Below are 24,439 nucleotides of genomic sequence, written 5' to 3'. Positions count from 1 at the left end.
ATATCGGACGGAGCCGTTGCTGTCACTGACCAAAGTATAACGACAGCAGCTCCATCCTCTCATGGCGGCGCTTCGAGCAAGATCGTTCTCGCGCCGTCTCGTAAAGGGTAGAGATTTTCTCGTTGACCGCAAGGCTAACTCATTGAAATAAAAGATTGTTTCTTTTTCTGATCGAGGGGGCGACGAATGCAAAAATTTTCCCGGCGCACGTTCGCTGCGCTGCTCGCGGTCTCGACCTTGCTGCCCGGCGCGGCGCGCGCCGCCGACGCGCTGAAGGAGATCCGGATCGACTGGGCGACCTACAACCCGGTGTCGATGGTCCTGAAGCAGAAGGGCCTCCTGGAAAAGGAGTTCGCCAAGGACGGCATCAGTATCGTCTGGGTGCAGTCGGCCGGCTCCAACAAGGCGCTCGAATTCCTCAACGCCGGTTCGATCGATCTCGGCTCGACCGCGGGGTCGGCCGCGCTGGTTGCGAAGATCAACGGCAACCCGATCAAGTCGATCTATGTCTATTCGCGTCCCGAATGGACCGCCCTGGTCACGACCAAGGACTCCAGGATCGCGTCCGTCGCCGACCTCAAGGGCAAGCGCGTCGCGGTGACGCGTGGCACCGACCCGCACATCTTCCTGGTTCGCGCGCTGCTCGGCGCCGGCCTCACCGAAAAGGACATCACGCCGGTGCTGTTGCAGCACGCCGACGGCAAGACCGCGCTGATCCGCGGCGACGTCGACGCCTGGGCCGGCCTCGATCCGATGATGGCGCAGGCGGAGGTCGAGGACGGCGCAAAGCTGTTCTACCGCAAGGCGGAAGCCAACACCTGGGGCATTCTCAATGTGCGCGAGGAGTTCCTGAAGGCGCATCCGGATATCGTCCGCCGCGTGCTCGCGACGTACGAGGAAGCGCGGAAATATTCGCTGGCCAACTATGACGAGTTGAAGAAGACCTTCATCGCCGTCACCAAGCTGCCGGACGCCGTGGTCGACAAGCAGCTCAAGGAGCGCACCGAGCTGACCCACAGCCGGATCGGTAGCGCCCAGCGCGAATCGATCCTCGCCGCCGGCCTCGCCTTGCAGCAGGCAGGCGTGATCGACGCCAAGACCGACGTCAAGGCCGCGCTGGATTCCTTGGTCGACGATCAGGTCCCGCTGCCCACCAACTAACCGCCGTCGTCAAGCCAACCTCCGTCGTCCCGGCGAAAGCCGAGACCCATAACCACAGGGCCTTGTTGTTGGACAAAGCAGTGGCCCCAGCTGTCTCAATAACGACGTCCTGTGGTTATGGGTCCCGGGTCGCGCGGAGCCTGTCATCCGGCGGCGCTTCGCGCCGACCCGTTGGCTTGCCTGGGACGACGTGGATGGAGTTGGACTGGCCCCACCTTGCAATCCCGCCGGAAGAATAGTTCTTGCTATGGCCATGACCGTTGACCTGCCCGCGCTGGAACAGACGGCCGCGCCGCCTGCTGCGCCGGCGCGGTGGTCGCGCTATGCGCGCCCGGTGCTTGGGCTCGTGCTGCCGGTCGCGCTCGCGCTGGGCTGGGAACTCGTCGTCTCTCTCGGCTACTCCAACGGCCGCCTGGTGCCGCCGCCGTCAAAGGTGTTCGAGACCATCATTGACCTCGCCAAGAGCGGCGAGCTGTCGCGCCATATCCTCGCGACGCTGTGGCGGGTTGGCGCGGGCTTTGCGCTCGGCGTCGTCGCCGGCACCATCATGGGCGCGATCTCGGGCTACTGGGATTTCGCCAAGCGGCTGCTCGATCCGACGGTGCAGGCGCTGCGTGCGATCCCCTCGCTCGCCTGGGTGCCGCTGTTCGTGCTCTGGCTCGGTATTTTCGAGACCTCGAAGGTCGCGCTGATTGCGGTCGGCGTGTTCTTTCCGATCTATCTCGGCGTGATGGGCGCGATCCTGTCGGTCGACCGCAAGATCGTCGAGGTCGGCCGCGTATTCCGCCTGTCCGGACCGGCCATGATCCGCCGCATCCTGTTGCCCGCCGTGCTGCCGGCCTATGTGGTGGCGCTGCGGGTCGGGCTTGGTTTGGGGTGGATGTTCGTGGTTGCGGCCGAACTGATCGGCGCCTCCGAAGGCCTCGGCTACCTTCTGCTCGACGGCCAGCAACTCGGCAAGCCGGCGCAGATCCTTGCCGCGATCGTGATCTTCGCGATCCTCGGCAAGTTGACCGACTGGCTGATCGAGGTCGCCGCCGCGCCGCTGCTGCGCTGGCAGGACGCGTTCGGCGCGCGGGGAGGGCAGTGATGCTCGCGCTCAAGGAAGTCGGCAAGACCTATCCGAACGGCGTCCACGCGCTGGAGCGGTTCTCAGCCGAGATTGCACCTGGCGAGATCATCGCGATCATCGGCGGCTCCGGTTGCGGCAAGTCGACGCTGCTGCGCGCCATCGCCGGCCTCGACCGCGCCAGCACCGGCAGCGTGACTCTCGACAATGCGGTGATATCATCGCCGCACGCCAAGATCGGGATCATCTTCCAGGAGCCGCGGCTGCTGCCCTGGCTCAGCGTCGCCGACAATATCGGCTTCGGCCTCGCCGACCTTCCGGCCGAGGCGAGGCGCGCGCGCGTCGTGGCGGCGCTCGCCCGCGTCGGCCTTGCCGACAAGGCCGCGGCCTGGCCGCGCGAACTGTCCGGCGGCCAGGCGCAGCGGGTCGCGATCGCCCGCGCGCTGGTGCCGCAGCCCGAAGTGCTGCTGCTCGACGAGCCGTTCTCGGCGCTCGATGCCTTCACGCGGCGCGATCTGCAGGATCATCTGCTCGATCTGTGGGCCGACACGCGGCCGACCCTGATCCTGGTCACCCATGACGTGGACGAGGCCGTGGTGCTCGCCGACCGCGTGCTGGTGATGCGGCCGCGGCCGGGCCGGTTGTTCGAGGAGATCACCATCAACCTGGCGCGGCCGCGCGACCGCAAATCGGAGCTGTTCGACACCTTCAAGCGCCGCGTGCTGACCGCGCTCGACCGCTCGCTCGACCGTTCGGTGCGGGACGTCACCGACAAATCCAGCGCCGGCGAGGCGATGTGGTGGTGACATCGGCTCGTTAAGGCCTTACATCGGCATAAAGAAGAATAGCCGGGAGCAGACCCATGGACTCCGCCGAACTCCGCGCAATGCAGGCTCCGATCAAGGAGCGCTACAAGACCGATCCCCAGACCGCCGTGATCACGCTGAAGGCCAAGGGCTCCACCGAGAGCGAAGGCATTTCCTGCAAGGTCGAGACGGGCCGTGCGCTCGCGATCGCCGGCCTCCACCCCGCTACCGGCGGCTCCGGGCTCGAGCTTTGCTCCGGCGACATGCTGCTGGAAGCGCTGGTCGCCTGCGCCGGCGTCACGTTGAAATCGGTCGCCACCGCGATCGACGTGCCGCTGAAGCCCGGCAATGTCTTCGCCGAGGGCGATCTCGATTTCCGCGGCACGCTCGGCGTCGACAAGGAGACCCCGGTCGGCTTCCGCGAGATCCGCCTCCGCTTCGAGATCGGCACCGACGCGCCGCAGGACAAGCTCGATCTCTTGCTGAAACTCACCGAGCGCTATTGCGTGGTCTATCAGACCATCAAGAACGGCCCGAAGGTTTCGGTCACGATGCAGCGGGTTTAGCGCGTCGCCCCGGCGAAAACCGGGGCCCATACGCCGTGTCCCATCGGTTCAAGCCCGCTGTCCGACGGCTTTCGTTCCACACGAACAGTCGTGGTTATGGATCCCGGCCTTCGCCGGGACGACGGAACAAATGTCCCCCGAACTCCACTTCGTCCTGATCCTCGTGCTGCGCATGGCGGTTGCGGCCGCATTCGTGGTCAGCGCGTCCATCATCACGGAGCGGTCGGGGCCGGTGATCGGCGCGCTGGTCGCAACCCTGCCGATCTCGGCCGGGCCGTCCTACACCTTCCTCGCGCTCGACCATGACGCCGCCTTCATCGCCGAAGGGGCGCTGGCGAGCCTGCCGGTCAACGCCGCCACGATCTATATGGGCCTGACCTACGCCGTGCTGGCGCAGCGCTTCAGCATGTGGATCAGCGCGGGCAGCGCGATCGCCGTGTGGCTGGTGCTCGCCACCATCATCCGTCAGTTCGAGTGGTCGCTCGCCGCCGGGCTGATCGTCAACGCCATCACCTTTGCGATCTGCATCCCGCTGCTCCGGCCCTATCGGCACGTCGCGAAAATGCCGCTGATCGCGCGGCGCTGGTACGACATTCCGCTGCGCGCCGCGCTGGTCGCAAGCCTGGTCGGCACCGTGGTCACGGCGTCGAGCTGGGTCGGCCCGCGCGTCACCGGCGTGATGGCGCTGTTCCCGATCGTGTTCTCCTCGATGATGCTGATCCTGCATCCGCGGATCGGCGGTCCCGCAACCGCCGCCGTGCTCGCCAACAGCGCCTGGGGCCTGATGGGCTTCGGTCTCGGCATTGCGGTGCTGCACGTCGCGGTGCTGCAATTCGGCTCGCCGATCGGCCTCTGCTGCGCGCTCGCCACCTGCATCGTCTGGAATCTGGTGCTGTGGCAGATCGGACGAAGGAAGAGTGCGAAGACGTCTTAACCTCCCCTTGAAAAGGGGAGGTCGCTTTGCTCGCCAGAGCAAAGCGGGTGGGGATCTGCTCTCTCAGCAAATGGTGTCGTCTGCGTCTGACCCCCATCCCGACCTTCCCCCCTTTCAGGGGGAAGGGGAAGGATGATCCGTAGCCCGGATGCAGCGCAGCGCAATCCGGGGCGGTCGTGCAACGGAGAGCGCGGTCTCGGATTTCGCTGCGCTGCATCGGGCTACGGGGCTACCGCTTCGGCAGCTTCGCCCTTAGCGCATACAGCGCATCCAGCGCCTCGCGCGGCGACATCTCGTCGGGGTGCAGCGCCTTCACAGCCTCGACCAGCAGATCCGCCTCGCTCGGCGGTTTGTCCTCACTGGCTGCGCGGGAGGGGACGGCGAACAGCGGCAGATCGTCGACCAAAGCGCGCGCGGTCTGGCCGCGATCTTGCGCTTCGAGTTTGGCCAGCACCGATTTGGCGCGCGTGATCACGGCGGGCGGCAGGCCGGCGAGTTTTGCGACCTGGATGCCGTAGGAGCGGTCGGCCGAGCCCGGCAGCACCTCGTGCAGGAACACAACGTCGCCCTGCCACTCCTTGACCCGCACCGTGGCGTTGAACATCCGCGGCAGTTTCGCCGAGAGCGCGGTCAACTCGTGATAATGCGTCGCGAACAGCGTGCGGCAGCGGTTGCTCTCATGCAGATGCTCGATCGCGGCCCAGGCGATCGACAGCCCGTCGAACGTTGCCGTGCCGCGGCCGATCTCGTCGAGGATCACCAGCGACCGCTCACTCGCCTGGTTCAGGATCACCGCGGTCTCGACCATCTCGACCATGAAGGTCGAGCGTCCCCGCGCCAGGTCGTCGGCGGCGCCGACGCGCGAGAACAGCCGGTCAACGATGCCGAGCCGCGCGCGCGACGCCGGCACGTAAGAGCCGATCTGTGCCAAGAGCGCGATCAGCGCGTTCTGGCGCAGGAACGTCGACTTGCCGGCCATGTTCGGACCGGTGATCAGCCAGAGCTGGCCGGATTTCTGGCCCGGCGCCGGCGACAGGTCGCAGGCATTGGCGATGAACGGCTGGCCATCGCGTTTCAGCGCCTGCTCGACCACCGGATGGCGACCGCCCTCGATCGCAAAACCGAGCGAGCCGTCGACATCAGGCCGCACGTAATTGTCGTCGATCGCAAGCTTCGCCAATGAGGTCGCGACGTCGAGCATCGCAAAGGCATGCGCGGCATTGCGCAGATCATCGCTCGCCGCGAGCGCCATCGCGCTGAGGCGTTCAAAGATCTCGAGCTCGAGATTGAGCGCGCGCTCGCCGGCATTGGCGATCTTGGCTTCGGTCTCGCCGAGCTCTGCGGTGGTGAAGCGGACCTGTCCGGCCAGCGTCTGGCGATGGATGAAGGTTGCATTCAGCGGCGGCGCGAACAGCTTGTCGCCGTGCTGCGCGGTGACCTCGACGAAATAGCCGAGCACGTTGTTGTGCCGGATCTTCAGCGTCTTGATGCCGGTGTCCTCGGCATAACGTGCCTGCATCGCGGCGACGACGAGGCGCGAGGCGTCGCGCAAATTGCGACTTTCGTCGAGCGCGGTCTCATAGCTCTCGCGGACGAAACCGCCATCGCGCTTGATCAGCGGAAGCTGTTCGGAGAGCGCACGAGAAAACTCCTGCGCCAGATCGCGCGAGGGACGCCGCAAGGCCGCCATCACGGTGGAAACCTCGGCCGGCGGATTGGAAAGCTGCGCCAGCAGCTCCAGCGCCTGGTCGGCGGCGAGGATGCCGTCACGCAGGCTGGCGAGATCGCGCGGGCCGCCGCGGCCGACCGAGAGCCGCGCCAATGCCCGCGACATGTCGGGTGCCGCGCGGAGCACGGTCCTGACGTCCTCGCGTGCAGCGGAATCCGCGACGAAGGCCGAGACGGCATCGAGCCGCCGCGCGATCACGGCGACATCGGTGAGCGGCGCGGCAAGGCGCTGCGCCAGGAGGCGCGAGCCGGCCGCGGTGACGGTGCAGTCGATCGCATCGAGCAGCGAGCCGCGGCGTGCGCCGGCCAGCGTACGCGTCAGTTCGAGGTTGGCGCGGGTCGCCGGATCGATCGCCATCGTGGTGCCGGCGGCCTCGCGTGCCGGCGGCGACAGCGGCGGGCGCTTCCCGACCTGGGTGCGGTCGATATAGGTGACGGCCGCGGCCGCGGCGGTCGCCTCCAGCCGCGACATCGCCGAAAGACCATCCATGGTCGCGACCGCGAAATAGTCGCAGAGTCGGCGCTCGGCGGTGGCGCTGTCGAACACGTCGCGGGTCAGCGGCGTCAACGATGGCAGTTCGCGCAAGGTCGGCGCCAGCTCGCTGTCGCTGTAGAGCGCGTCGGTGACGATGGCCTCGTTCGGATTGATGCGCGCCAGCGTTGCCGCGAGCTCCGCGGTCGAACACTCCGTCACCATGAATTCGGAGGTCGAGATGTCGATCCAGGCGAGCCCGAGCCGGTCGGCGCCGGCCGAGCCCCGGGCGCGCGCGATCGCGATCAAATAATTGTTGGTGCGGGCGTCCAGCAGCGTGTCTTCGGTCAGCGTGCCCGGCGTCACCAGCCGCACCACGCCGCGGCGGACCACGCTCTTGTTGCCGCGGGCTTTGGCTTCCGCGGGATTTTCCGTCTGCTCGCACACCGCGACGCGGTGGCCGGCGCCGATCAGGCGATGCAGGTAATCCTCGGAGCGTTCGACCGGCACGCCGCACATCGGGATGTCGATGCCCTGATGTTTGCCGCGCTTGGTCAGCACGATGCCGAGCGTCTTCGAGGCGATCTCGGCATCCTCGAAGAACAGCTCGTAGAAGTCGCCCATCCGGTAGAACAGCAGCAGGCCGGGATGGGCGGCCTTGATCTCCAGATACTGTTCCATCATCGGCGTGACGCGCGACGGCGCCTCGGCGGCAGTGGCTTCGGGCGGAACGGGGATGGGCTGCTGAATGGTCATGAGGTGGCGGAAACTACAAAATTTCGTCGCGCGGTCCTATCCGAGAGAAGGGGGTTTTCCACCCTGTCCACGGTCCGAAATATGACGAGGCATCACTGTAATGCGCTGATGCCACGCAGCCGCGTCAATTGACCTGCCGCGGGCACGCTCCTAAAACCCATCTCAAGTTCCAGTCGATCCAGCGCTAAGTCGCGGCATTCAGGGAGAGATTCAATGCGTGATGTGTTCATTTGCGATGCCGTCCGGACTCCGATCGGCCGTTTCGGCGGCTCGCTCGCCAAGGTGCGCGCCGACGATCTCGCCGCGGCCCCGATCAAGGCGCTGATGGCCAAGCACCCGACACTCAATTGGAACGAGGTCGACGAGGTCTATTTCGGCTGCGCCAACCAGGCCGGCGAAGACAACCGCAACGTTGCGCGCATGGCGCTGTTGCTCGCCGGCATGCCGGAATCGGTTCCCGGCCAGACCCTGAACCGGCTCTGCGCTTCCGGCCTCGACGCGGTCGGTGCCGCGGGCCGCGCCATTCGCGCCGGCGAGATCGATTTCGCGATCGCGGGCGGCGTCGAATCGATGACGCGCGCGCCGTTCGTGATGGGCAAGGCCGCGGAAGCCTTCTCGCGCTCGTCCGAGATCTACGACACCACGATCGGTTGGCGCTTCATCAATCCGCTGATGAAGGCGCAGTACGGCGTCGATGCGATGCCGGAGACCGGCGAGAACGTCGCCGAGGAATTCCAGGTCTCGCGCGCCGATCAGGATGCGATGGCGATCCGCTCGCAGCAGCGTGCGGGCGCGGCGATCGCGTCGGGCTATTTCGCCGAGGAAATCGTGCCGATCCAGGTGCCCGGCGGCAAGGCCGGCCCGATCACCGTCGACAAGGACGAGCATCCGCGTCCGGAGACCACGCTCGAAGGTCTCGCCAAATTGAAGCCGATCGTGCGCAATCCGGGCACGGTGACCGCGGGCAACGCGTCCGGCGTCAATGACGGCGCTGCCGCGATGATCCTCGCTTCCGAGGCCGCGGTGAAGAAGCACGGCCTCACGCCGCGCGCAAAAATCCTCGGCCTTGCCTCGGCCGCGGTGCCGCCGCGCATCATGGGCATCGGTCCGGTGCCGGCAACGAAGAAGCTGGTCGAGCGTCTCGGCATCAAGGTGTCGGACTTCGACCTGATCGAGCTCAACGAGGCCTTCGCCTCGCAGGGCATCGCCTGCCTGCGCCAGCTCGGCGTCAAGGAAGACGCCGATTTCGTCAATCCGCATGGCGGCGCGATCGCGCTCGGCCACCCGCTCGGCATGAGCGGCGCGCGGCTGGTCCTGACCGCCGTGCACGGCATGGAGAAGCGGGGCGGGAAGCTTGCCTTGGCAACTATGTGCGTCGGGGTCGGCCAAGGCGTCGCCGTCGCGATCGAAAAGCTGAATTAAGCCAAGGACTTGGATGGGCTGAAAACAGCCCTTCCCCAATTTGGTTATGCAATATAATGATCTGACGTGAGCTCACCGGGCGCGTGGGCCGCGGAGGAATTCGCCATGACCTTGTTGTATCCGCTGCAATCGCTTGCGGCCCATCCGGCGCGGCTGTCGCCGGACTATCGCTCCACCGTGAAGCGTTCGCCGCAAAAGCCGCTGATCCCGATGCGGCACACGCTCTCGGAATTGACCGGGCCGGTCTATGGCCATGAGAGCGTGCGCGCGCATGACAATGATCTCACCATCCAGGCCAAGGGCGAGCCGCTCGGCGAGCGCATCATCGTGCATGGTTATGTGCTCGACGAGGATGGCCGCGGCGTGCCCAACACGCTGGTCGAGCTGTGGCAGGCCAATGCCTGCGGCCGCTACGTTCATGTCGTCGACCAGCACCCGGCGCCGCTCGATCCGAACTTCACGGGCGCCGGCCGGACGCAGAGCGATGCCAAGGGCTACTACAAGTTCATCACCATCAAGCCCGGCGCCTATCCGTGGGGCAATCACCACAATGCCTGGCGGCCGGCGCATATCCACTTCTCGGTGTTCGGCCATTCGTTCGTCTCGCGTCTCGTGACCCAGATGTACTTTCCCGGCGATCCGCTGTTTCCGTTCGATCCGATCTTCAACTCGGTGACGGACGAGAAGGCGCGGGCGCGGATGATCTCGTCCTTCGATCTCGAGAATACCAAGCCGGAATGGGCGCTGTGCTACCGCTTCGATATCGTGCTGCGCGGGCAGAGTGCCACGCCGATGGAGACCAGGTAAGTGTCGAACCCGCGTCCTGATGGAATCACGCCTTCGCAGACCGTCGGCCCCTATTTCAAATACGGCCTGACGCCGAACGGCGAATATGAGTGGAACGACGCCTTCACCAATAACCTCCTGACGCCTGACGTCTCGGGCGAGCGCATCCGCGTCGAGGGCAGGGTCTATGACGGCGACGGCGCGGTGATCCCGGATTGCATGCTGGAGATCTGGCAGGCCGACGCGCAAGGGCGCTTCTCCGATCCGCAGGATGCGCGGGCGCTGCCGAACTCCTCGTTCAAGGGCTTTGGCCGCTGCGGCACCGACAAGGGCGGCGGCTACGCCTTCGACACCATCAAGCCGGGCATGGTGCCGGATGCCGACGGCAAGCCGCAGGCGCCGCACATCCTGCTCGCGGTGTTCGCGCGCGGTATGCTGTTGCACCTCTACACCCGGATCTATTTCGACGACGAAGCCGGCAACGCCGCTGACTCCACGCTCGCGCTGGTGCCGGCCGGGCGCCGCGCGACCTTGATCGCCAGACGCAAGGCTGGCGCCGGCAACGTCTACACCTTCGACGTCCATCTGCAGGGCGACAACGAGACCGTGTTCTTCGACGTCTAGCGAAAACTGCTGTCTCCGCGCATGGCGACCACGCGATGCGCGATCACCCTCCCGGGCCGATCTCAAGTCGTGACGCCTGGCTTGAACATGGCGAGCGGCGCGGGATCGCGGCTCGGCGGCGGCGGGACCTTTCCGTCGACGTCGGTGAAGCCATATTCGGCCGCCAGCTCCGAGGCGAGCAGGATCTGGCCGCTCTTGGTCATGACGTCGGGATCGCCGGCGAGTGCCGCCACCGCACGCCCGGCGAACACCGGCGTCTCGCCGCGTTCGGCGATCAGTTTGGCGAGCGCCGGCGGGACGCGATCGGGCTGCGCCGCAAGCTTCTCGCTCTTGATGTAGCCGGGCCAGATCGAGACGGCGGCAATGCCGAACGGCTTCAGCTCATGCGCCATGTCGCGCGCCATCCGGTCGACGCCTGATTTCTGCACGCCGAACGGAACGTTGAACGTGTATCTGACGCCGCCGCCCGACGACGTGTTGACGATCAGGCCGCGTTGCTGCGGCAGCATCAGCGGCACCGCCAACTGGCTGGCGACGAAATGCGAGCGCAGCCCGACGCGGTGCATGGTGTCCCACAGCGAGGCCGGCACCTGCCAGAACGGGATATTCACCGGCATCACGTTCGGCGCCGCGAACACGTTGTTGACCAGCACGTCGAGCCGGCCGTGGTTGTGTCGGATCAGGTCGAAGACTTCCCGCACCGAGCCGTCGTCGGAGTGATCGCACAAAAGGCCGATGCCGCGGCCGCCGGCCTCGTCGACCGCGGCGATGGTCTCGTCGAGCGAGCCCGGCCATTCCGATCCGCCGCTGTTGCGCGTGCGCGCCGTGACGATCACGGTCGCGCCGGCCTCGGCAAGGCCGATCGCCACGCCCTTGCCGACCCCGCGGCTACCTCCCGTCACCAGCGCGATGCGATCCTTGAGGCGTCCCTTGGTCATGATGTCTCCCATATGGCTTCTTCGGAAGATAACTTGACAATAATCTTCCTAGGAAGATATTTGGCATGGAATGGCAAAGGCGTCAATCAGGGAGGTTTCGCGATGGTCACGAGGGAAGAGAACGAATTGCTGTGCCGCGTCACGGGTGACGCGCCGATGGGACGGATGCTGCGGCAGCATTATTGGCTGCCGGCGGTTCTCTCGGTGCGCGTCCGCAAGGGAGAGGCGCCGGTTCGGGTCAAGCTGTTCGGCCGCAACTTCGTGGCGTTCAGGGGCAAGGACGGTTCGGTCGGCTTCCTCGACGAGGCCTGTCCGCACCGCGGCGCGTCGCTGGCGTTGGCACGGGTCGACGACTGTTCGCTGACCTGCCTGTTCCACGGCTGGAAGATCAATGCGCAGGGCGAGGTGCTCGACGTTCCCAACGAGCCGAACAATCCGAAGGAATTCGCCAGGACCGTGAAGGCGAAAGCCTATCCGGCGCGCGAAGGCGCCGGGCTGATCTGGGTCTGGCTCGGCGAGGGCGCGGCGCCGCCCGCGCCCGACTTCGAATGGATGGATCTGCCGCCGGATCAGGTCTACGCGGCCGGCATCGAACTCAAAGCCAATTGGCTGCAGGGCGTCGAGGCCACCATCGATTCCTCGCATGTCGCGTTGCTGCACCAGAGCTGGACCGCGACGTCGTCGACCGATTTCGGCGCGACGCGCGTCAACACCGAGGTCGCTTACGAGTTCGACAAGAAGCCCTATGGTTTCCGGGCCGCGGCGCTGCGCACCGCACCGGACGGATCGTGCCTCGCCCGAGTCACCGAGTTCGTGATGCCCTACTATGGCTTGATCGCGCCGATCTTCTCCGGGCCGCAGCAGGACCGCACCGCGATCATTGCGGTGCCGATCGACGACGAGAACCTGATCCAGTGGTACATCTTCTATAATCCCGAGAAGCCGGTGGATTCCTGGCGCAAGGTGCAGCGCGCCAACCAGTGGCCGATGGCCGGCGGCCTGCCGGGCGATCAAAGCAACAATTGGGGGCAGAATCGCCAGATCATGGATGCCGGCAACAGCACCGGCTTCCATGAGATCGTCATCGAGGATTTCGTTGTCATGGTCAGCATGGGGCCGATCGTCGACCGTTCGCAGGAATATCTCTGCTCGGCGGACCAGGCGATTGTCAGGGTGCGTCGCCAGCTGCTCGACGAGGTGCGCGGCTTCATGAACGGCAAGGCGCCGAAAAGCGGCCAGAGCGAGGTCATGTCCTACAAGGACATCCGCGCCGTCGGCGGACGGCTCGCCTCCGCTGCCGAGGATTGGCGGCAGATTCCGCGCTGATCGGATTTGACGCCTTGGGCGCGGGCATTGTCTCCGCGCCGATTTCTCCGCATCGACCCAGGAGACGCTATCTCATGACCTGGCACCATCTGTGCGCCGCCGCGAAACTGTCGGAAGGGGAGCCGTTGGGCTTCAAGCTCGGCGAGCGGCGCGTTGCGCTCTACAAGGTCGACGACGACGTCTTCGCGACCGACGACGTCTGCTCGCACGCGTTTGCGCTGTTGTCGACAGGGTTTCTCGAAGGACATGTGATCGAATGCCCGCTGCACGGCGCGATGTTCGATGTCCGTGACGGCAAATGCCGGTCGAGCGCCTACAGGAATATCGAGGCGTTCAAGGTCGAGATCCGCGACGGCGAGGTCTATGTGCTGCTCGACGGCGGCGCCGCCCTGGAAACCGCCGGTGATGGCGGTGCGGACGTCAAGCCGTGAGCGGCCTTGTCGTCATCGGCGCTTCCTATGCCGGCATTCAGGCCACCCTCACCGCGCGTGAAGCCGGCTATGCCGAGCCGGTGACCGTGATCGCCGATGAGAGCGCGCTGCCATATCAGCGTCCGCCGCTGTCGAAGGATTTTCTGCTCGACGAGATCAGCGCGCAGGGCCTGCTGATGCACGACGAGGCTGTTTTCTCCGACAACAGGATCGAGCTGTGTCTTGCCAACCGCGTTGTCGGGATCGGTCGCAGCGCCGGCCAGGTGGCATTGGCCGACGGCGCAGTCCTCGACTTCGAACGCCTCGTCATTGCCACCGGCTCGCGCGCGCGCAGGATCGCGGTCCGTGGCGCCGACCTCGACGGGGTCTGCTATCTCAGATCGATCGCCGATGCCGCCGACCTCAGGGCGAGACTCGGCGGGGCCAGCGAGATCGTGATCGTCGGCGGCGGCTTCATCGGGCTCGAGGTGGCGTCCTCGGCGGCCAAGCTCGGCAAGAAGGTGACCGTGATCGAGGCCGCGTCGCGGTTGCTCGAGCGGGCGGTCTCTCCGGTGGTGTCGCGCTTCCTGCTCGATCGTCACGTACGAGCGGGCGTTGCGGTGAAGTTCGGCACGGCCGTTTCGGCAATGATCGGCGATGGCGGACGGATCGCGGCGGTCGAGCTGAACGGAGGCGTCCGTCTCGGCGCCGACCTTGTCGTGGTCGGCATTGGCGGCATCGCCAATGATGAGCTCGCCGTTGCCGCGGGGCTGGATTGCGCCAACGGCGTCGTGGTGGATGAGCACGGCCGGACGGCATGCCCGGGCATCTATGCCGCCGGCGACTGCGCCAATCACTACAGCCGCTTCGCGGGAGGATGGATCAGGCTGGAGTCGGTTCAGCACGCGCAGGACCAGGGACGGGCAGTCGGACTTGCGATCGCGGAAAGCCATGAGCCTTATGACAGCGTGCCGAGGTTCTGGTCGGATCAACACGATCTCAAGCTTCAGATCGTCGGGCACTCGGCGCGCAGCGACCGGATCGCGATCCGCGGCGCGATCGAAGCCGGCCGGTTCTCTGTGTTCAGCTACCGGGAGGGCAAGCTCGTCGCAGTCGACAGCATCAACAATCCCGCCGACCAGATGGTGGCGCGGCGCCTGATCGCAGCGGGTATTTCGCCGACGCCCGACCAGGCCGAAGACAGTTCATGCGATCTCAAAGCGCTGCTGAAGACGGGCAACAAGGCCGTTGCGTCATGTTGCCGGCGGCAGAGCTAATCCGCCGCCGCAAGCCGGCCGGACTTCTTCGGCGCCTTTACGGCTCTGACCGCGAGCAGCTTGCGCAGGCAGCGGTCCAGCATCGCGAGCTCCGCCTTGGTCAGTCCACTTGCTTCGGTCACGGCCTCGACCACCCTTGCCACCTCGGCAATGCCGCGGTCGGCGGTCGCAAGACCCTTGGCGGTGAGGCGGACCAGTTCCGAACGGCCGTCGTCGCTGGCCGAGACGCGGAGGACGAAGCCGCCTTCCTGAAGCCGCGCCACGCGCTTGGTCATGGCACCCGACGTGACGAGGAGCGCGCGGAACAGGTCGGTCGGGCGCAACTCGTACGGCTTCCCGGAGCGCCGGAGCGCCAGCAGGACATAGAGCTCGCCGGTTTGCAGGCCGACGGCCTTCGCGATGTCCTGCAGGCGCATTTCGTGCAGCTGGTTGACGCGCTCGAGCCGCAACAAGGTGCAGGCCGCGGCAAGGTCGAGGTCGGGGCGCTGTGCAAGCCAGGCGGCTTCGATGTCGTCGTAAAGGGTGCTGTCGGGCGTAGGCGGCGGCTTGATCGCAGGTTCGGCGCGGCGTGACACGCTGCTTTTCTTCATTCCCTTCCAGTCCCCTTCGTCCCGCGCCAAGGGCGCCGGCGCCATGCGTCGCAGCAATCTAGCATCGTCGAATTGACGTGTCGCCCCCGCAAGTTCCTGCGATCGCTTCACACAAGCGCATCGCTCGGCGGAGCGGCCATTTGCCGCCTTTCGTCGAGGTTGACAATTATCTTCCTAGGAAGAATATTCCGGGTAAGAAACAAGGGAGGAGCGTATGCGCGGACTTCGCGCTGTCATCATATTCGCGGCCTTGGTCGCGGCCTGCGGCTCGGCCGGCGCTGCCGAGACCGAATTGATCCTTGGCCAGACCATGCCCTATAGCGGGCCGGCGTCGGCCCTGAGCGCCGTCGGTAAGGTGCAGACCCGCTATTTTCAGATGATCAACGATCGCGGCGGCATCAATGGCCACAAGGTCAAGCTGATCTCGCTCGACGACGGCTACAGCCCGCCGAAGGCGGTGGAGCAGACGCGCAGGCTGATCGAGAATGACGAGGCGGTCGCGATCTTCGGCAGCATGGGAACGGCGCAGAATGCCGCGGTGCAGAAATATCTCAACGCCAAGAAGATTCCTCAGCTGTTCGTGTTCGCGGCAAGCGAGCGCTTTGCCGATCCGAAGACCAGTCCCTACACCATCTCGGGGATGACGCTGTTCAGCACGGAGGCCGCGATCTACGCGCGGCTGGTGGCTCAGCACACGCCCGGCGCGCGCGTCGCGGTGCTGTACCAGAACGACGACTACGGCCGCGAATATCTCCGCAGCTTCAAGGCCGAACTGGTGCGGCTCGATCCCAAGGCCGAGATCGTCGCGGCCTCGCCCTACGAAGTCACGTCGCCGACGGTCGATTCGCAGGTCGTGGCGCTGGCGAGCACCAACGCCAACGTCTTCCTCAATGCATCGACCGGCAAGTTTACCTCGCAGGCGATCCGCAAGGCGGGCGAGCTCGGCTGGCGCGCGCAGCAGTTCCTGCCGATCGGCAGCAACTTCGTGCCGACGATCCTCAAGCCCGCCGGGCTCGACAACGCCAAGGGGGCGATCTCGGCGACGCCGACCAAGTCGGTCGGCGATCCCGAATGGGCCAACGATTCCGCCTATCTGGAATGGCTGGCTTTCATGAAAAAATACTATCCCGAGGGCGATATCGAGGATCAGCTCAACTTCACCGGATGGAACGTCGCTGTGCTGATGACCAAGGTCATCGAGGCCTGCGGCAACGATCTGTCCCGGCAAAATCTTATGAAGCAGGCCACCGCGCTGAAGAACCTGGCGCTGCCGGGTCTGATTCCGGGCATCACCGTCAACACCAGTCCGGATGATTATCGCCTGATCACGTCGTTGCGCCCGCAGCGTTTCGACGGCGAGCGCTGGGTTCCGATGTCCGGTAGCATGGCTGCGCAATGAGGGCCGCGAATTGTGGTGAAGCGCGGCCGGCCGCCAAAGCATGATCCGGAAGGTGCGAAGCAGTTTTTCGAAAAGAACATGCTCAAATAACGAGCTAAAGCGCGATGACGATCCGACCTAATTTCATCGCCGTTAGCGGCCGCGCCTGAGCTCTTCGGTGGCGCGCCGGAGCACCTCGTGAAGCCATTCGTGCGAAGGCTCGTCCTCGACGCGTTCGTGCCAGAGCAGTCGAACCTCCACGGACGTCGTGGTGTAGGGCAGTTCATAGGTCGTGATCGCATGCGCCCGCTCGAGCGCACGCGCCAGCGGCCGCGGAACGATCGCGGCTAACTCGGAATCGATCAGCAGTGCGGGCACGGCAAGGAAATGCGGCAGCGAGACGGCGATCCGCGGCGGCCGGTCGCTGTCGGAGAGGGCCCGTTCGAGCGCGGGGCGGTCGTACATCTCCGAACGCCGGGCGAGCCCGCGCTCGGAGATGAAGCCGCCGATCGCGCCCTCCTGCTCGCCGCCAAAGGACACGACGACCAGCGGCAGGGTCGCGAGCTTTGCCTTGTCGAGCCGGCCAAGCTTGCGCTTTTTGCCGACGATCAGCACGTCGTCATATTCGAACAACAGCGCGGTGCGGAAGCGGCTCGGTGGCGACGAGAACACGCCGATCGCGACGTCGATGCGGCCGAGGTCGATCTGCTCGGCAAGATCGATCCGCGTCACCGGCTTGATGGTGAGGTCGATCGCCGGAGCTTCGCGGCCCAGGATCTTCAGCAGCGGCGGCGCCAGCACCATCGTCGTGAAGTCGTTGGCGGCCAACGTGAACGGCTTGGTGGAGGCCGCCGGCGCGAAGGTCGGCAGCTCGACCGCAGCCTCCAGCGATCGCAGCGCCTGGCGAACCTGCGGCGCCATCGTCAACGCGCGCGCGGTCGGCTGCATGCCAGTGGCCGTGCGCACGAACAGGTCGTCGTCCAGCATCTCGCGCAGCCGCGCCAGCGAGTGGCTGACGGCGGACTGGCTCAGCGCGACCTTCTGGCTGGCCCGCAGCACGCTGCGCTCCTCCATGACGGCGTCGAATACCTTGAGCAGATTCAGATCGAGGGTCTTGAAGGAAACGGACACGATGCGAGTCCTGTCTGTAGCGGATCGTTCGCCTCGGCAAAATTCCGCGATCGGCCGCAGTTAAGGCCAGCCGCCTGGCGGATGCAACCGAGCGGTTTCTCCGCGAGCTGCCATGCTGTCACCACCGGCCATCTGAAGCCGGTTCAGGATCACCGTGCAAGACTTTCACTTCCGCAACGCGGCGTTCTGGCCAAGATTGCCCGCACCGGGTTGGGAGGAGAACAGCGATGAAGGCCTGGGTGATGGCGGCCCGAAGTGGCGCGCGTAAATCGATCGGACTGGCGTTGATGCTGATGGCGACAGGGACATCGGCGATTGCACAGAGCGGGCCGGTCAGGCTCGGCGTGCTGACCGACATGTCGTCGCTCTATGCCGACAATGGCGGCCAGGGTTCGGTGGTCGCCGCGCAGATGGCGGTGGACGATTTCAAGGGCAAGGTGCTGGGCCGCCCGATCGAGATCGTTGCCGGCGATCACCAGAACAAGGCGGATATCGGCTCGGCGATTGCCCGGCGCTGGCTGGAGAACGACAATGTCGAGGCCATCCTCGACGTCCCGAATTCCGCGGTCGCGCTGGCGGTGCAGGGCATCACGCGCGACAAGAAGAAGCTGTTTCTCGCCACCGGCGCGGCGACGTCCCGGCTGACCGGCGACGAGTGCTCGCCGACCGGCATCCACTGGACCTACGATACCTATGCGCTGTCGCAGGGGACGACGAGGGCGATTTCGCGCCTCGGCGCCAAGTCCTGGTTCTTCCTTTCGGCCGACTATTCGCTCGGCGCGCAGCTCGAGGCCGACAGCCGCAAGGTGATCGACGCCACCGGCGGCAAGGTGGTCGGCGCGGTGAAACACCCGATCAACACGCCCGATTTCTCGTCCTTCCTGTTGCAGGCGCAGGCCTCCAGGGCCGACGTGATCGCGCTCGCCGATGCCGGCGGCGACTTCATCAACGCGGTGAAGCAGGCCGGCGAATTCGGCGTGACGCGCGGGCAGAAGCTTGCCGGCCTGATCGTCTTCATCGCCGACATTCACAGCCTCGGGCTGCAGAGCGCGCAAGGCCTGATGCTGAGCTCCGCATTCTATTGGGACCTCAACGACGAGACGCGCACCTGGTCGAAGCGCTTCATCGAGAAGACGAAGAAGGTGCCCACCATGATCCATGCCGGTACCTATGGTGCGGTCATGCACTACCTCAAGGCGGTTGAAGCCGCCGGCACGCTTGATGGGCCGACGGTCGCGGCCAAGATGCGCGAATTGCCGGTCAACGATTTCATGACCCGCAACGGCAGGATCCGTCCCGACGGCCGGCTGGTCCGCGACATGTATCTGTTCCGCGTCAAGTCGCCGGAGGAATCGAAATACCAGTTCGACTACTACCAGCTGCTGGCCACGATCCCGGGGGAGGAGGCCTTCAGACCGATGGAGGACGGCGGATGCTCGCTCGTGAAGAAGTCGTGATCGACCGCGACGCGGCGCGCGGAGCCGCGCGCAATCCGATCGACGAGGTGATCGCCGGCCGGCTGTCGTGCCGCGAGTTCTCCGCCGGTCCGGTCCCGCGCTCGACCGTCGAACAGATCCTGCGCGTGGCGCGGTTCGCGCCGAGCGGCGCCAACATCCAGCCCTGGCACGTCTACGTGCTCGCCGGCGCCGCCAAAACCGAGGTGTCCGCTGCGCTGCTGCATGCATTTGAGAACGAGCCGAACGAGCACGTCTCCGAATATCAATACTACGCCAGCGCCTTCCCCGAGCCGTATCTCGGCCGTCGCCAGGAGTTCGGGCGATTGTTCTATGACTCGCTCGGGATCGCGCAAAGCGACATTGCGGCGAGGAGCCGGCAGACCGCAAAGAACTTCATGTTCTTCGGCGCGCCGGTTGGATTGATCGTCACCATCGATCGGCGCCTCGCGATGGGAAGCTGGCTCGATCTCGGCATGTTCATCCAGAACGTGATGCTGGCGGCGGTCGGACGCGGGCTGCAATCCTGTCCGCAGGAAACCTTCGCCAGATTCCACCGGATATTGCGTCCGCTGTTGTCGATCCCCGCCGAGCAGATGGTGGCCTGCGGGATCTCGCTGGGCCACCCGAGGGAGCGGTCGCGCGCGCGGCTGATGCCGCGCGCGGATGTGGAGGCATTCGCCTCCTTCAAGGGTTTCGAGGATTAGACCAGGAGAAAGTCATGGGAAGCCGGGAACAGCTTATCGAACGCAGCATTCCGTTTCTGCGCGAGGTCAAGGACATGACACCGAGCGCGGCGATGGAGCGATGGCTCAACGAGACCTATGGAGAGGACAGCGCGCTGTACCAGGATCTCGCCCGCCTCATCAAAATGGGAGTCGCAGAGGGTTGGGCGGCGAACCAGGAGGTGGAGGGCCCGAACTATCGGCGCAGCCGCATCCTTGAGCCGGTCCCCGAGACGTTCCAGTTCAGCATCACCGCGGTCTACATGAACAGCGCCGATCCGCGCCGCTTCAAGGACGAGGACGATCATGACGTGCTGCGCGGGCAATATCACGGCCACCCCTATGGCGAGCTCAACCTCGTCGTTCCGCTCGACAAGGGCGCGCAGCTGAAGGGGTTGCAGGGCTGGCAGGGGCCGGGCTGGACCGCGCCGGATCCCGGCAGCCGGCACTATCCGGAGGTGAGGGGCGGCGCGGTCATCGCGCTGTTCTATCTGCCGGCCGGGCGCATCTCCTACGATTTCAAGGCGCCGGCCTGACATCCGGCGCGGGCGGCAATCCGGTCTGGAGAAAGCACATGACGTTGATCTACCCGGTCGCTTCGAACAGCATCCATCCCGCGCGCCTGTCGCCTGCGTACCGGAGCGCGATCAGGCGCGCGCCCACGAAGCCGCTGATCCCGATGCGGCACACGCTCTCGGAATTGACCGGGCCGGTCTATGGCCATGAGAGCGTGCGCGCGCATGACAATGATCTCACCATCCAGGCCAAGGGCGAGCCGCTCGGCGAGCGCATCATCGTGCATGGTTATGTGCTCGACGAGGATGGCCGCGGCGTGCCCAACACGCTGGTCGAGCTGTGGCAGGCCAATGCCTGCGGCCGCTACGTTCATGTCGTCGACCAGCACCCGGCGCCGCTCGATCCGAACTTCACGGGCGCCGGCCGGACGCAGAGCGATGCCAAGGGCTACTACAAGTTCATCACCATCAAGCCCGGCGCCTATCCGTGGGGCAATCACCACAATGCCTGGCGGCCGGCGCATATCCACTTCTCGGTGTTCGGCCATTCGTTCGTCTCGCGTCTCGTGACCCAGATGTACTTTCCCGGCGATCCGCTGTTTCCGTTCGATCCGATCTTCAACTCGGTGACGGACGAGAAGGCGCGGGCGCGGATGATCTCGTCCTTCGATCTCGAGAATACCAAGCCGGAATGGGCGCTGTGCTACCGCTTCGATATCGTGCTGCGCGGGCAGAGTGCCACGCCGATGGAGACCAGGTAAGTGTCGAACCCGCGTCCTGATGGAATCACGCCTTCGCAGACCGTCGGCCCCTATTTCAAATACGGCCTGACGCCGAACGGCGAATATGAGTGGAACGACGCCTTCACCAATAACCTCCTGACGCCTGACGTCTCGGGCGAGCGCATCCGCGTCGAGGGCAGGGTCTATGACGGCGACGGCGCGGTGATCCCGGATTGCATGCTGGAGATCTGGCAGGCCGACGCGCAAGGGCGCTTCTCCGATCCGCAGGATGCGCGGGCGCTGCCGAACTCCTCGTTCAAGGGCTTTGGCCGCTGCGGCACCGACAAGGGCGGCGGCTACGCCTTCGACACCATCAAGCCCGGCGTGGTGCCGGATGCCGACGGCAAGCCGCAGGCGCCGCACATCGGGCTCGCGGTGTTCGCGCGCGGCATGCTGCTGCATCTCTACACCCGGATCTATTTCGACGACGAAGCCGGCAACGCCACAGATTCCACGCTGGCGCTGGTTCCGGCCGACCGCCGCCCGACGCTGATCGCCAGGCGCAACGCCGGCGCGAGCACCGTCTACACCTTCGACGTCCATCTGCAGGGCGACAACGAGACGGTGTTCTTCGACGTCTAGCTGCGCGCCGCCAGCGGCGGGCAATTGCAGCATTGAAGGGACCGAAATCCGCTGCGCGCGTTCGCCGCAGCGGATTTCGCTTGACCATGCATCTTCGGTTATATAACAATATCGTTATATAACCGATTGAGATCAAGCATGGCCAACCTCGATGACGCCTTTTCTGCGCTCGCCGACCCGACCCGCCGGGCGATCCTGGCGCGCCTCGCGCTGGGCGAGGCGACTGTGATGGAGCTGGTCGAGCCGTTCGACATGACCCAACCCGCGATCTCCCGCCATCTCAAGGTGCTCGAGGGCGCCGGCCTGATCGTGCGGCGGATCGAGGGCACCAAGCGGCCGTGCCGGCTCGCGCCATCAGCGGTGGCCGAGATCGATCAATGGCTCGGCATGCTGCGCCGCGCGCTGGAAACCAATTACGACCGGCTGGACGACGTGCTGGCCGCAATGAAGCCCGAGCAGTGAAGGGTATCCCCATGAGCAAGTTGACGCTGAAGACCGAAGGCGACCGCTATGTCGTCGTCACCAGGCGCTTCGTCGCGCCGCCGGAGGCGGTGTATCGCGCGCATACCGAGCCGGAGCTGTTGCAAAAATGGCTGCTCGGTCCCGACGGCTGGACCATGCCGGTCTGCATCAGCGAGGCGAGGCCCGGCGGCCGAATCCGCTACGAATGGACCGACGGCAAGGGCGGCGGCTTTCGTTTGACCGGCGAATATCTCGCGCTCGAACCGTTCAGCCGCATCGTGCATGTCGAGCGCATGCATCTGCCGGATCCGACGCCGGATAATCAGGTCGAGACGCGCTTTGCGCCCGACGGCGGCGGCACCCTGATGACGATGCGGATGACGTTGCCGGATGCCGAAACGCGCGCGGCGATGCTCGCGACCGGCATGGAGCACGGCATGGAAGACAGCTATGCTCGGCTCGACCGCATGAGCGACTGACGTGAGGGACAATGCGCGACCGTTTCCTGACGGGGCTGATTGGCTATCCGATCGCGCATTCGGCGGCGCCTGCGATGCACGAGGAGGCGGCAGCAGCGCTCGGCGTCCGCTGTCACTACCAGCTCATCGAGGTCAAGGGCGCTGGACGCGACGATCTGCGTGCGATGCTGGAGGGTATCCGGCGGCTCGGCTTTGCCGGCGTCAACGTCACCTTTCCCTACAAGGAGGCGGTGGTCGAGCTGCTCGATGACCTCGCACCCGATGCGCGCGCGATCGACGCGGTCAACACCATCGTCGCCGATGGCACGCTTCTGGTCGGGCACAACACCGATGCGACGGGCTTTGCGCGCGCGATCGAACCTCTGCTTGCCAGCGCGTCGCGCGGCCCGATCGCGCTGATCGGTGCCGGCGGCGTCGGCAAGGCGATCGCCTTCGCGCTCGCCGGCCTCGGTGTCGGCGAGCTCCGCATCTTCGACGCCGATGCCGCCAGGGTCGCGCGGCTGGCCGGTCAGCTGGCCGGCCGTCATGCGGTTCGTGGTGTCGCCAGCGTCGAGGCCGCGGTCGATGGCGCGACCGGCGTCGTCAACGCAACGCCGGTCGGCATGCTGCCGAGCCGCGACAGTCCCGTGCCGGACAGCTTGTTGCATCCGTCGATGTGGGTCGCCGATGCGGTGTACACGCCGCTCTGGACGCCGCTGCTGTCGGCGGCCAAGGCCAAGGGCGCCAGAGTCCTGACCGGGCGCGATCTGGCGATCTACGCAGCAGCGGACGCGTTCGAACTGTTCACGACAATGATGCCTTCGACGGATGTCATGGCAAATGCGTTCGACGCGGTGATGGCCGCACGCTACTCTCCGCCCGCCTGAGGGGCGGAGACATCAAATGACAAAAATCAGGATCGGGCTGGCCGGCTGCGGCTTCGTGTCGGAGCTGCATATGGTTGCCTACCGGCGCGTCTATGGCGTCCACGTCGAGGTGAGGGCGGTCGCGGCGCGCGGCGATCATGTCAACGAGTTCGCCCGCAAGCACGCAATCCCGAACGCCTATCGCAGCTTCGCCGAGCTGATCGCCGACCGCGAGCTTGACGTCATCGACATCTGCACCCCGCCGAACCTTCACGCCGCGATGATCGTCGAGGCGATGCAGGCCGGCAAGCACGTGATCTGCGAGAAGCCTTTCAGTGGCTATTTCGGCCGCGACGGCGATAAGGCGCCGATCGGCCGGCATGTGCCGAAGGCGCTGATGTATCAGCGGGTGATGGACGAGATGGAGAAAACCCGCGCCGCGATCGAGCGAAGCGGAAAACTCTTCATGTATGCCGAGGACTGGATTTACGCACCGGCGGTGACCAAGACCGCGGAGATCATCCGCGCGACGGGCGACAAGATCCTGTTCATGAAGGGCGAGGAGAGCCATTCCGGCTCGCATGCGGCGCATGCCGCCGAGTGGGCGATGACCGGCGGCGGCTCGCTGATCCGGATGGGCTGCCATCCCTTGTCGGCGGTGCTCTATCTCAAGCAGGTCGAGGCCCGCGCGCGCGGCGAGACCATCACGGTCGCCAGCGTCAGCTGCGACGTCGGCAATGTCACCGCCAGCCTCAAGCCGCAGGAGCGCGCCTACATCAAGGCCAATCCGGTCGATGTCGAGGATTGGGGCACGCTCACCGCAACCTTCTCCGACGGCACCAAGGCGACGGTGTTTTCCGGCGACATGATCATGGGCGGTGTGCGCAACCTGATCGAGACCTACACCTCGGGCGGCTCGCTGTTCGCCAACATCACCCCCAACACGCATCTGACCAGCTACCAGACGAGCGAGGAGAAGCTCGCCTCGGTCTACATCACCGAAAAAGTCGATCGCAAAACCGGCTGGCAATATGTCTGCCTCGAGGAGGAATGGACCCGCGGCTACCTGCAGGAGATCCAGGACTTCATGGAGTGCGTGGCGACCGGGCGCCAGCCGCTCGCCGATCTCGCGCTGGCGTATGAGACGACCAGGGTGAACTATGCCGGCTACTGGGCCGCGGATGAGGGCAGGCGGGTGACATTGTAGCCGCTCGGCACCGC

25 protein-coding genes are annotated in these 24,439 nt (G+C 65.6%); 21 read left to right on the top strand and 4 right to left on the bottom strand.

Annotated elements, in window-relative coordinates; all coding sequences use genetic code 11:
- Positions 1 to 186 precede the first annotated feature (186 nt).
- The 5 genes from QA639_RS41275 to QA639_RS41255 all read left to right on the top strand — a co-directional run bounded on the left by QA639_RS41275 (position 187) and on the right by QA639_RS41255 (position 4,536).
- Positions 187 to 1,161, top strand: coding sequence for an aliphatic sulfonate ABC transporter substrate-binding protein (locus QA639_RS41275; protein ID WP_057015402.1), 975 nt, complete (start codon positions 187 to 189; stop codon positions 1,159 to 1,161).
- Between the two features lie 253 nt (positions 1,162 to 1,414).
- Entirely contained in the window at positions 1,415 to 2,251 is an 837-nt protein-coding gene (locus QA639_RS41270; protein ID WP_157347046.1) for an ABC transporter permease, read from the top strand.
- Positions 2,251 to 3,036: an ABC transporter ATP-binding protein gene (locus QA639_RS41265; RefSeq protein WP_157347024.1), complete on the top strand. Its 786-nt coding sequence runs from the start codon at positions 2,251 to 2,253 to the stop codon at positions 3,034 to 3,036. Before QA639_RS41270 ends, QA639_RS41265 begins: the two co-directional genes overlap by 1 nt.
- A 56-nt stretch (positions 3,037 to 3,092) precedes the next feature.
- A complete protein-coding gene (locus QA639_RS41260) occupies positions 3,093 to 3,602 on the top strand; it encodes an OsmC family protein (protein WP_157347022.1) in 510 nt (169 codons plus the stop codon).
- A 130-nt stretch (positions 3,603 to 3,732) separates the two neighbouring features.
- Entirely contained in the window at positions 3,733 to 4,536 is an 804-nt protein-coding gene (locus QA639_RS41255) for a hypothetical protein (protein WP_157347020.1), read from the top strand.
- Between the two features lie 229 nt (positions 4,537 to 4,765).
- On the opposite strand, the gene mutS is transcribed toward QA639_RS41255, so the two are convergent.
- The gene (mutS, locus tag QA639_RS41250; protein WP_157347018.1) at positions 4,766 to 7,492 is read right to left on the bottom strand and encodes a DNA mismatch repair protein MutS; all 2,727 of its coding nucleotides are present in this window, start codon (positions 7,490 to 7,492) and stop codon (positions 4,766 to 4,768) included.
- Between the two features lie 213 nt (positions 7,493 to 7,705).
- On the opposite strand from mutS, the gene pcaF reads away from it, so the two are divergent.
- The 3 genes from pcaF to pcaG (QA639_RS41235) all read left to right on the top strand — a co-directional run bounded on the left by pcaF (position 7,706) and on the right by pcaG (QA639_RS41235) (position 10,324).
- Complete coding sequence (gene pcaF, locus QA639_RS41245) at positions 7,706 to 8,914, top strand: 3-oxoadipyl-CoA thiolase (RefSeq protein ID WP_028337987.1); 1,209 nt, start codon at positions 7,706 to 7,708, stop codon at positions 8,912 to 8,914.
- Positions 8,915 to 9,019: 105 nt separating this feature from the next.
- On the top strand, positions 9,020 to 9,721 hold the full coding sequence (pcaH, locus tag QA639_RS41240; protein WP_283088897.1) for a protocatechuate 3,4-dioxygenase subunit beta: 702 nt from the start codon (positions 9,020 to 9,022) through the stop codon (positions 9,719 to 9,721).
- Positions 9,722 to 10,324, top strand: a complete 603-nt coding sequence (pcaG, locus tag QA639_RS41235) for a protocatechuate 3,4-dioxygenase subunit alpha (RefSeq protein WP_283088896.1) — start codon at positions 9,722 to 9,724, stop codon at positions 10,322 to 10,324.
- A 62-nt stretch (positions 10,325 to 10,386) separates the two neighbouring features.
- Here pcaG (QA639_RS41235) and QA639_RS41230 read toward each other — a convergent pair whose 3' ends face one another.
- Positions 10,387 to 11,262, bottom strand: coding sequence for an SDR family NAD(P)-dependent oxidoreductase (locus tag QA639_RS41230; protein WP_157347014.1), 876 nt, complete (start codon positions 11,260 to 11,262; stop codon positions 10,387 to 10,389).
- Positions 11,263 to 11,364: 102 nt separating this feature from the next.
- On the opposite strand from QA639_RS41230, the gene QA639_RS41225 reads away from it, so the two are divergent.
- The 3 genes from QA639_RS41225 to QA639_RS41215 all read left to right on the top strand — a co-directional run bounded on the left by QA639_RS41225 (position 11,365) and on the right by QA639_RS41215 (position 14,275).
- Positions 11,365 to 12,588: a Rieske 2Fe-2S domain-containing protein gene (locus QA639_RS41225; protein WP_157347012.1), complete on the top strand. Its 1,224-nt coding sequence runs from the start codon at positions 11,365 to 11,367 to the stop codon at positions 12,586 to 12,588.
- Between the two features lie 74 nt (positions 12,589 to 12,662).
- Positions 12,663 to 13,019 (top strand): non-heme iron oxygenase ferredoxin subunit, encoded by a 357-nt coding sequence (locus QA639_RS41220; protein ID WP_051376436.1) that lies wholly within the window; start codon positions 12,663 to 12,665, stop codon positions 13,017 to 13,019.
- Positions 13,016 to 14,275, top strand: coding sequence for an NAD(P)/FAD-dependent oxidoreductase (locus QA639_RS41215; protein ID WP_283088895.1), 1,260 nt, complete (start codon positions 13,016 to 13,018; stop codon positions 14,273 to 14,275). The genes QA639_RS41220 and QA639_RS41215 overlap by 4 nt, the downstream gene beginning before the upstream one ends.
- On the opposite strand, the gene QA639_RS41210 is transcribed toward QA639_RS41215, so the two are convergent.
- On the bottom strand, positions 14,272 to 14,865 hold the full coding sequence (locus QA639_RS41210) for a MarR family winged helix-turn-helix transcriptional regulator (protein ID WP_160321711.1): 594 nt from the start codon (positions 14,863 to 14,865) through the stop codon (positions 14,272 to 14,274). The two genes, QA639_RS41215 and QA639_RS41210, sit on opposite strands and share 4 nt — an antisense overlap.
- 214 nt (positions 14,866 to 15,079) lie before the next feature.
- Between QA639_RS41210 and QA639_RS41205 the strand changes: the two genes are divergently transcribed.
- Entirely contained in the window at positions 15,080 to 16,264 is a 1,185-nt protein-coding gene (locus QA639_RS41205) for an ABC transporter substrate-binding protein (protein ID WP_283088894.1), read from the top strand.
- A 132-nt stretch (positions 16,265 to 16,396) separates the two neighbouring features.
- Here the strand turns inward: QA639_RS41205 and QA639_RS41200 are convergent, their stop codons facing one another.
- Complete coding sequence (locus QA639_RS41200) at positions 16,397 to 17,374, bottom strand: LysR family transcriptional regulator (protein WP_283088893.1); 978 nt, start codon at positions 17,372 to 17,374, stop codon at positions 16,397 to 16,399.
- A gap of 227 nt (positions 17,375 to 17,601) precedes the next feature.
- Between QA639_RS41200 and QA639_RS41195 the strand changes: the two genes are divergently transcribed.
- The 9 genes from QA639_RS41195 to QA639_RS41155 all read left to right on the top strand — a co-directional run bounded on the left by QA639_RS41195 (position 17,602) and on the right by QA639_RS41155 (position 24,425).
- A complete protein-coding gene (locus QA639_RS41195; protein ID WP_428841126.1) occupies positions 17,602 to 18,831 on the top strand; it encodes an ABC transporter substrate-binding protein in 1,230 nt (409 codons plus the stop codon).
- Entirely contained in the window at positions 18,807 to 19,535 is a 729-nt protein-coding gene (locus QA639_RS41190) for a nitroreductase (RefSeq protein ID WP_283088892.1), read from the top strand. Before QA639_RS41195 ends, QA639_RS41190 begins: the two co-directional genes overlap by 25 nt.
- A 14-nt stretch (positions 19,536 to 19,549) precedes the next feature.
- Positions 19,550 to 20,089: a 4-hydroxylaminobenzoate lyase gene (locus QA639_RS41185; RefSeq protein ID WP_157347004.1), complete on the top strand. Its 540-nt coding sequence runs from the start codon at positions 19,550 to 19,552 to the stop codon at positions 20,087 to 20,089.
- A gap of 38 nt (positions 20,090 to 20,127) precedes the next feature.
- A complete protein-coding gene (pcaH, locus tag QA639_RS41180; RefSeq protein ID WP_283088891.1) occupies positions 20,128 to 20,829 on the top strand; it encodes a protocatechuate 3,4-dioxygenase subunit beta in 702 nt (233 codons plus the stop codon).
- On the top strand, positions 20,830 to 21,432 hold the full coding sequence (gene pcaG, locus QA639_RS41175) for a protocatechuate 3,4-dioxygenase subunit alpha (RefSeq protein WP_283088890.1): 603 nt from the start codon (positions 20,830 to 20,832) through the stop codon (positions 21,430 to 21,432).
- Between the two features lie 138 nt (positions 21,433 to 21,570).
- The gene (locus tag QA639_RS41170; protein WP_283088889.1) at positions 21,571 to 21,894 is read left to right on the top strand and encodes an ArsR/SmtB family transcription factor; all 324 of its coding nucleotides are present in this window, start codon (positions 21,571 to 21,573) and stop codon (positions 21,892 to 21,894) included.
- Positions 21,895 to 21,905: 11 nt separating this feature from the next.
- Positions 21,906 to 22,373, top strand: coding sequence for an SRPBCC domain-containing protein (locus QA639_RS41165; RefSeq protein WP_283088888.1), 468 nt, complete (start codon positions 21,906 to 21,908; stop codon positions 22,371 to 22,373).
- Between the two features lie 11 nt (positions 22,374 to 22,384).
- Positions 22,385 to 23,239 carry a shikimate dehydrogenase gene (locus QA639_RS41160; RefSeq protein ID WP_283088887.1) on the top strand — a complete coding sequence of 285 codons (855 nt, stop codon included), beginning with the start codon at positions 22,385 to 22,387 and terminating at the stop codon, positions 23,237 to 23,239.
- Positions 23,240 to 23,255: 16 nt separating this feature from the next.
- The gene (locus QA639_RS41155) at positions 23,256 to 24,425 is read left to right on the top strand and encodes a Gfo/Idh/MocA family protein (RefSeq protein ID WP_283088886.1); all 1,170 of its coding nucleotides are present in this window, start codon (positions 23,256 to 23,258) and stop codon (positions 24,423 to 24,425) included.
- Positions 24,426 to 24,439 lie beyond the last annotated feature (14 nt).

This window comes from Bradyrhizobium pachyrhizi (assembly GCF_029714545.1).
Classification (GTDB): domain Bacteria; phylum Pseudomonadota; class Alphaproteobacteria; order Rhizobiales; family Xanthobacteraceae; genus Bradyrhizobium; species Bradyrhizobium pachyrhizi.
This window is presented reverse-complemented; position numbering and strand designations above follow the sequence as displayed.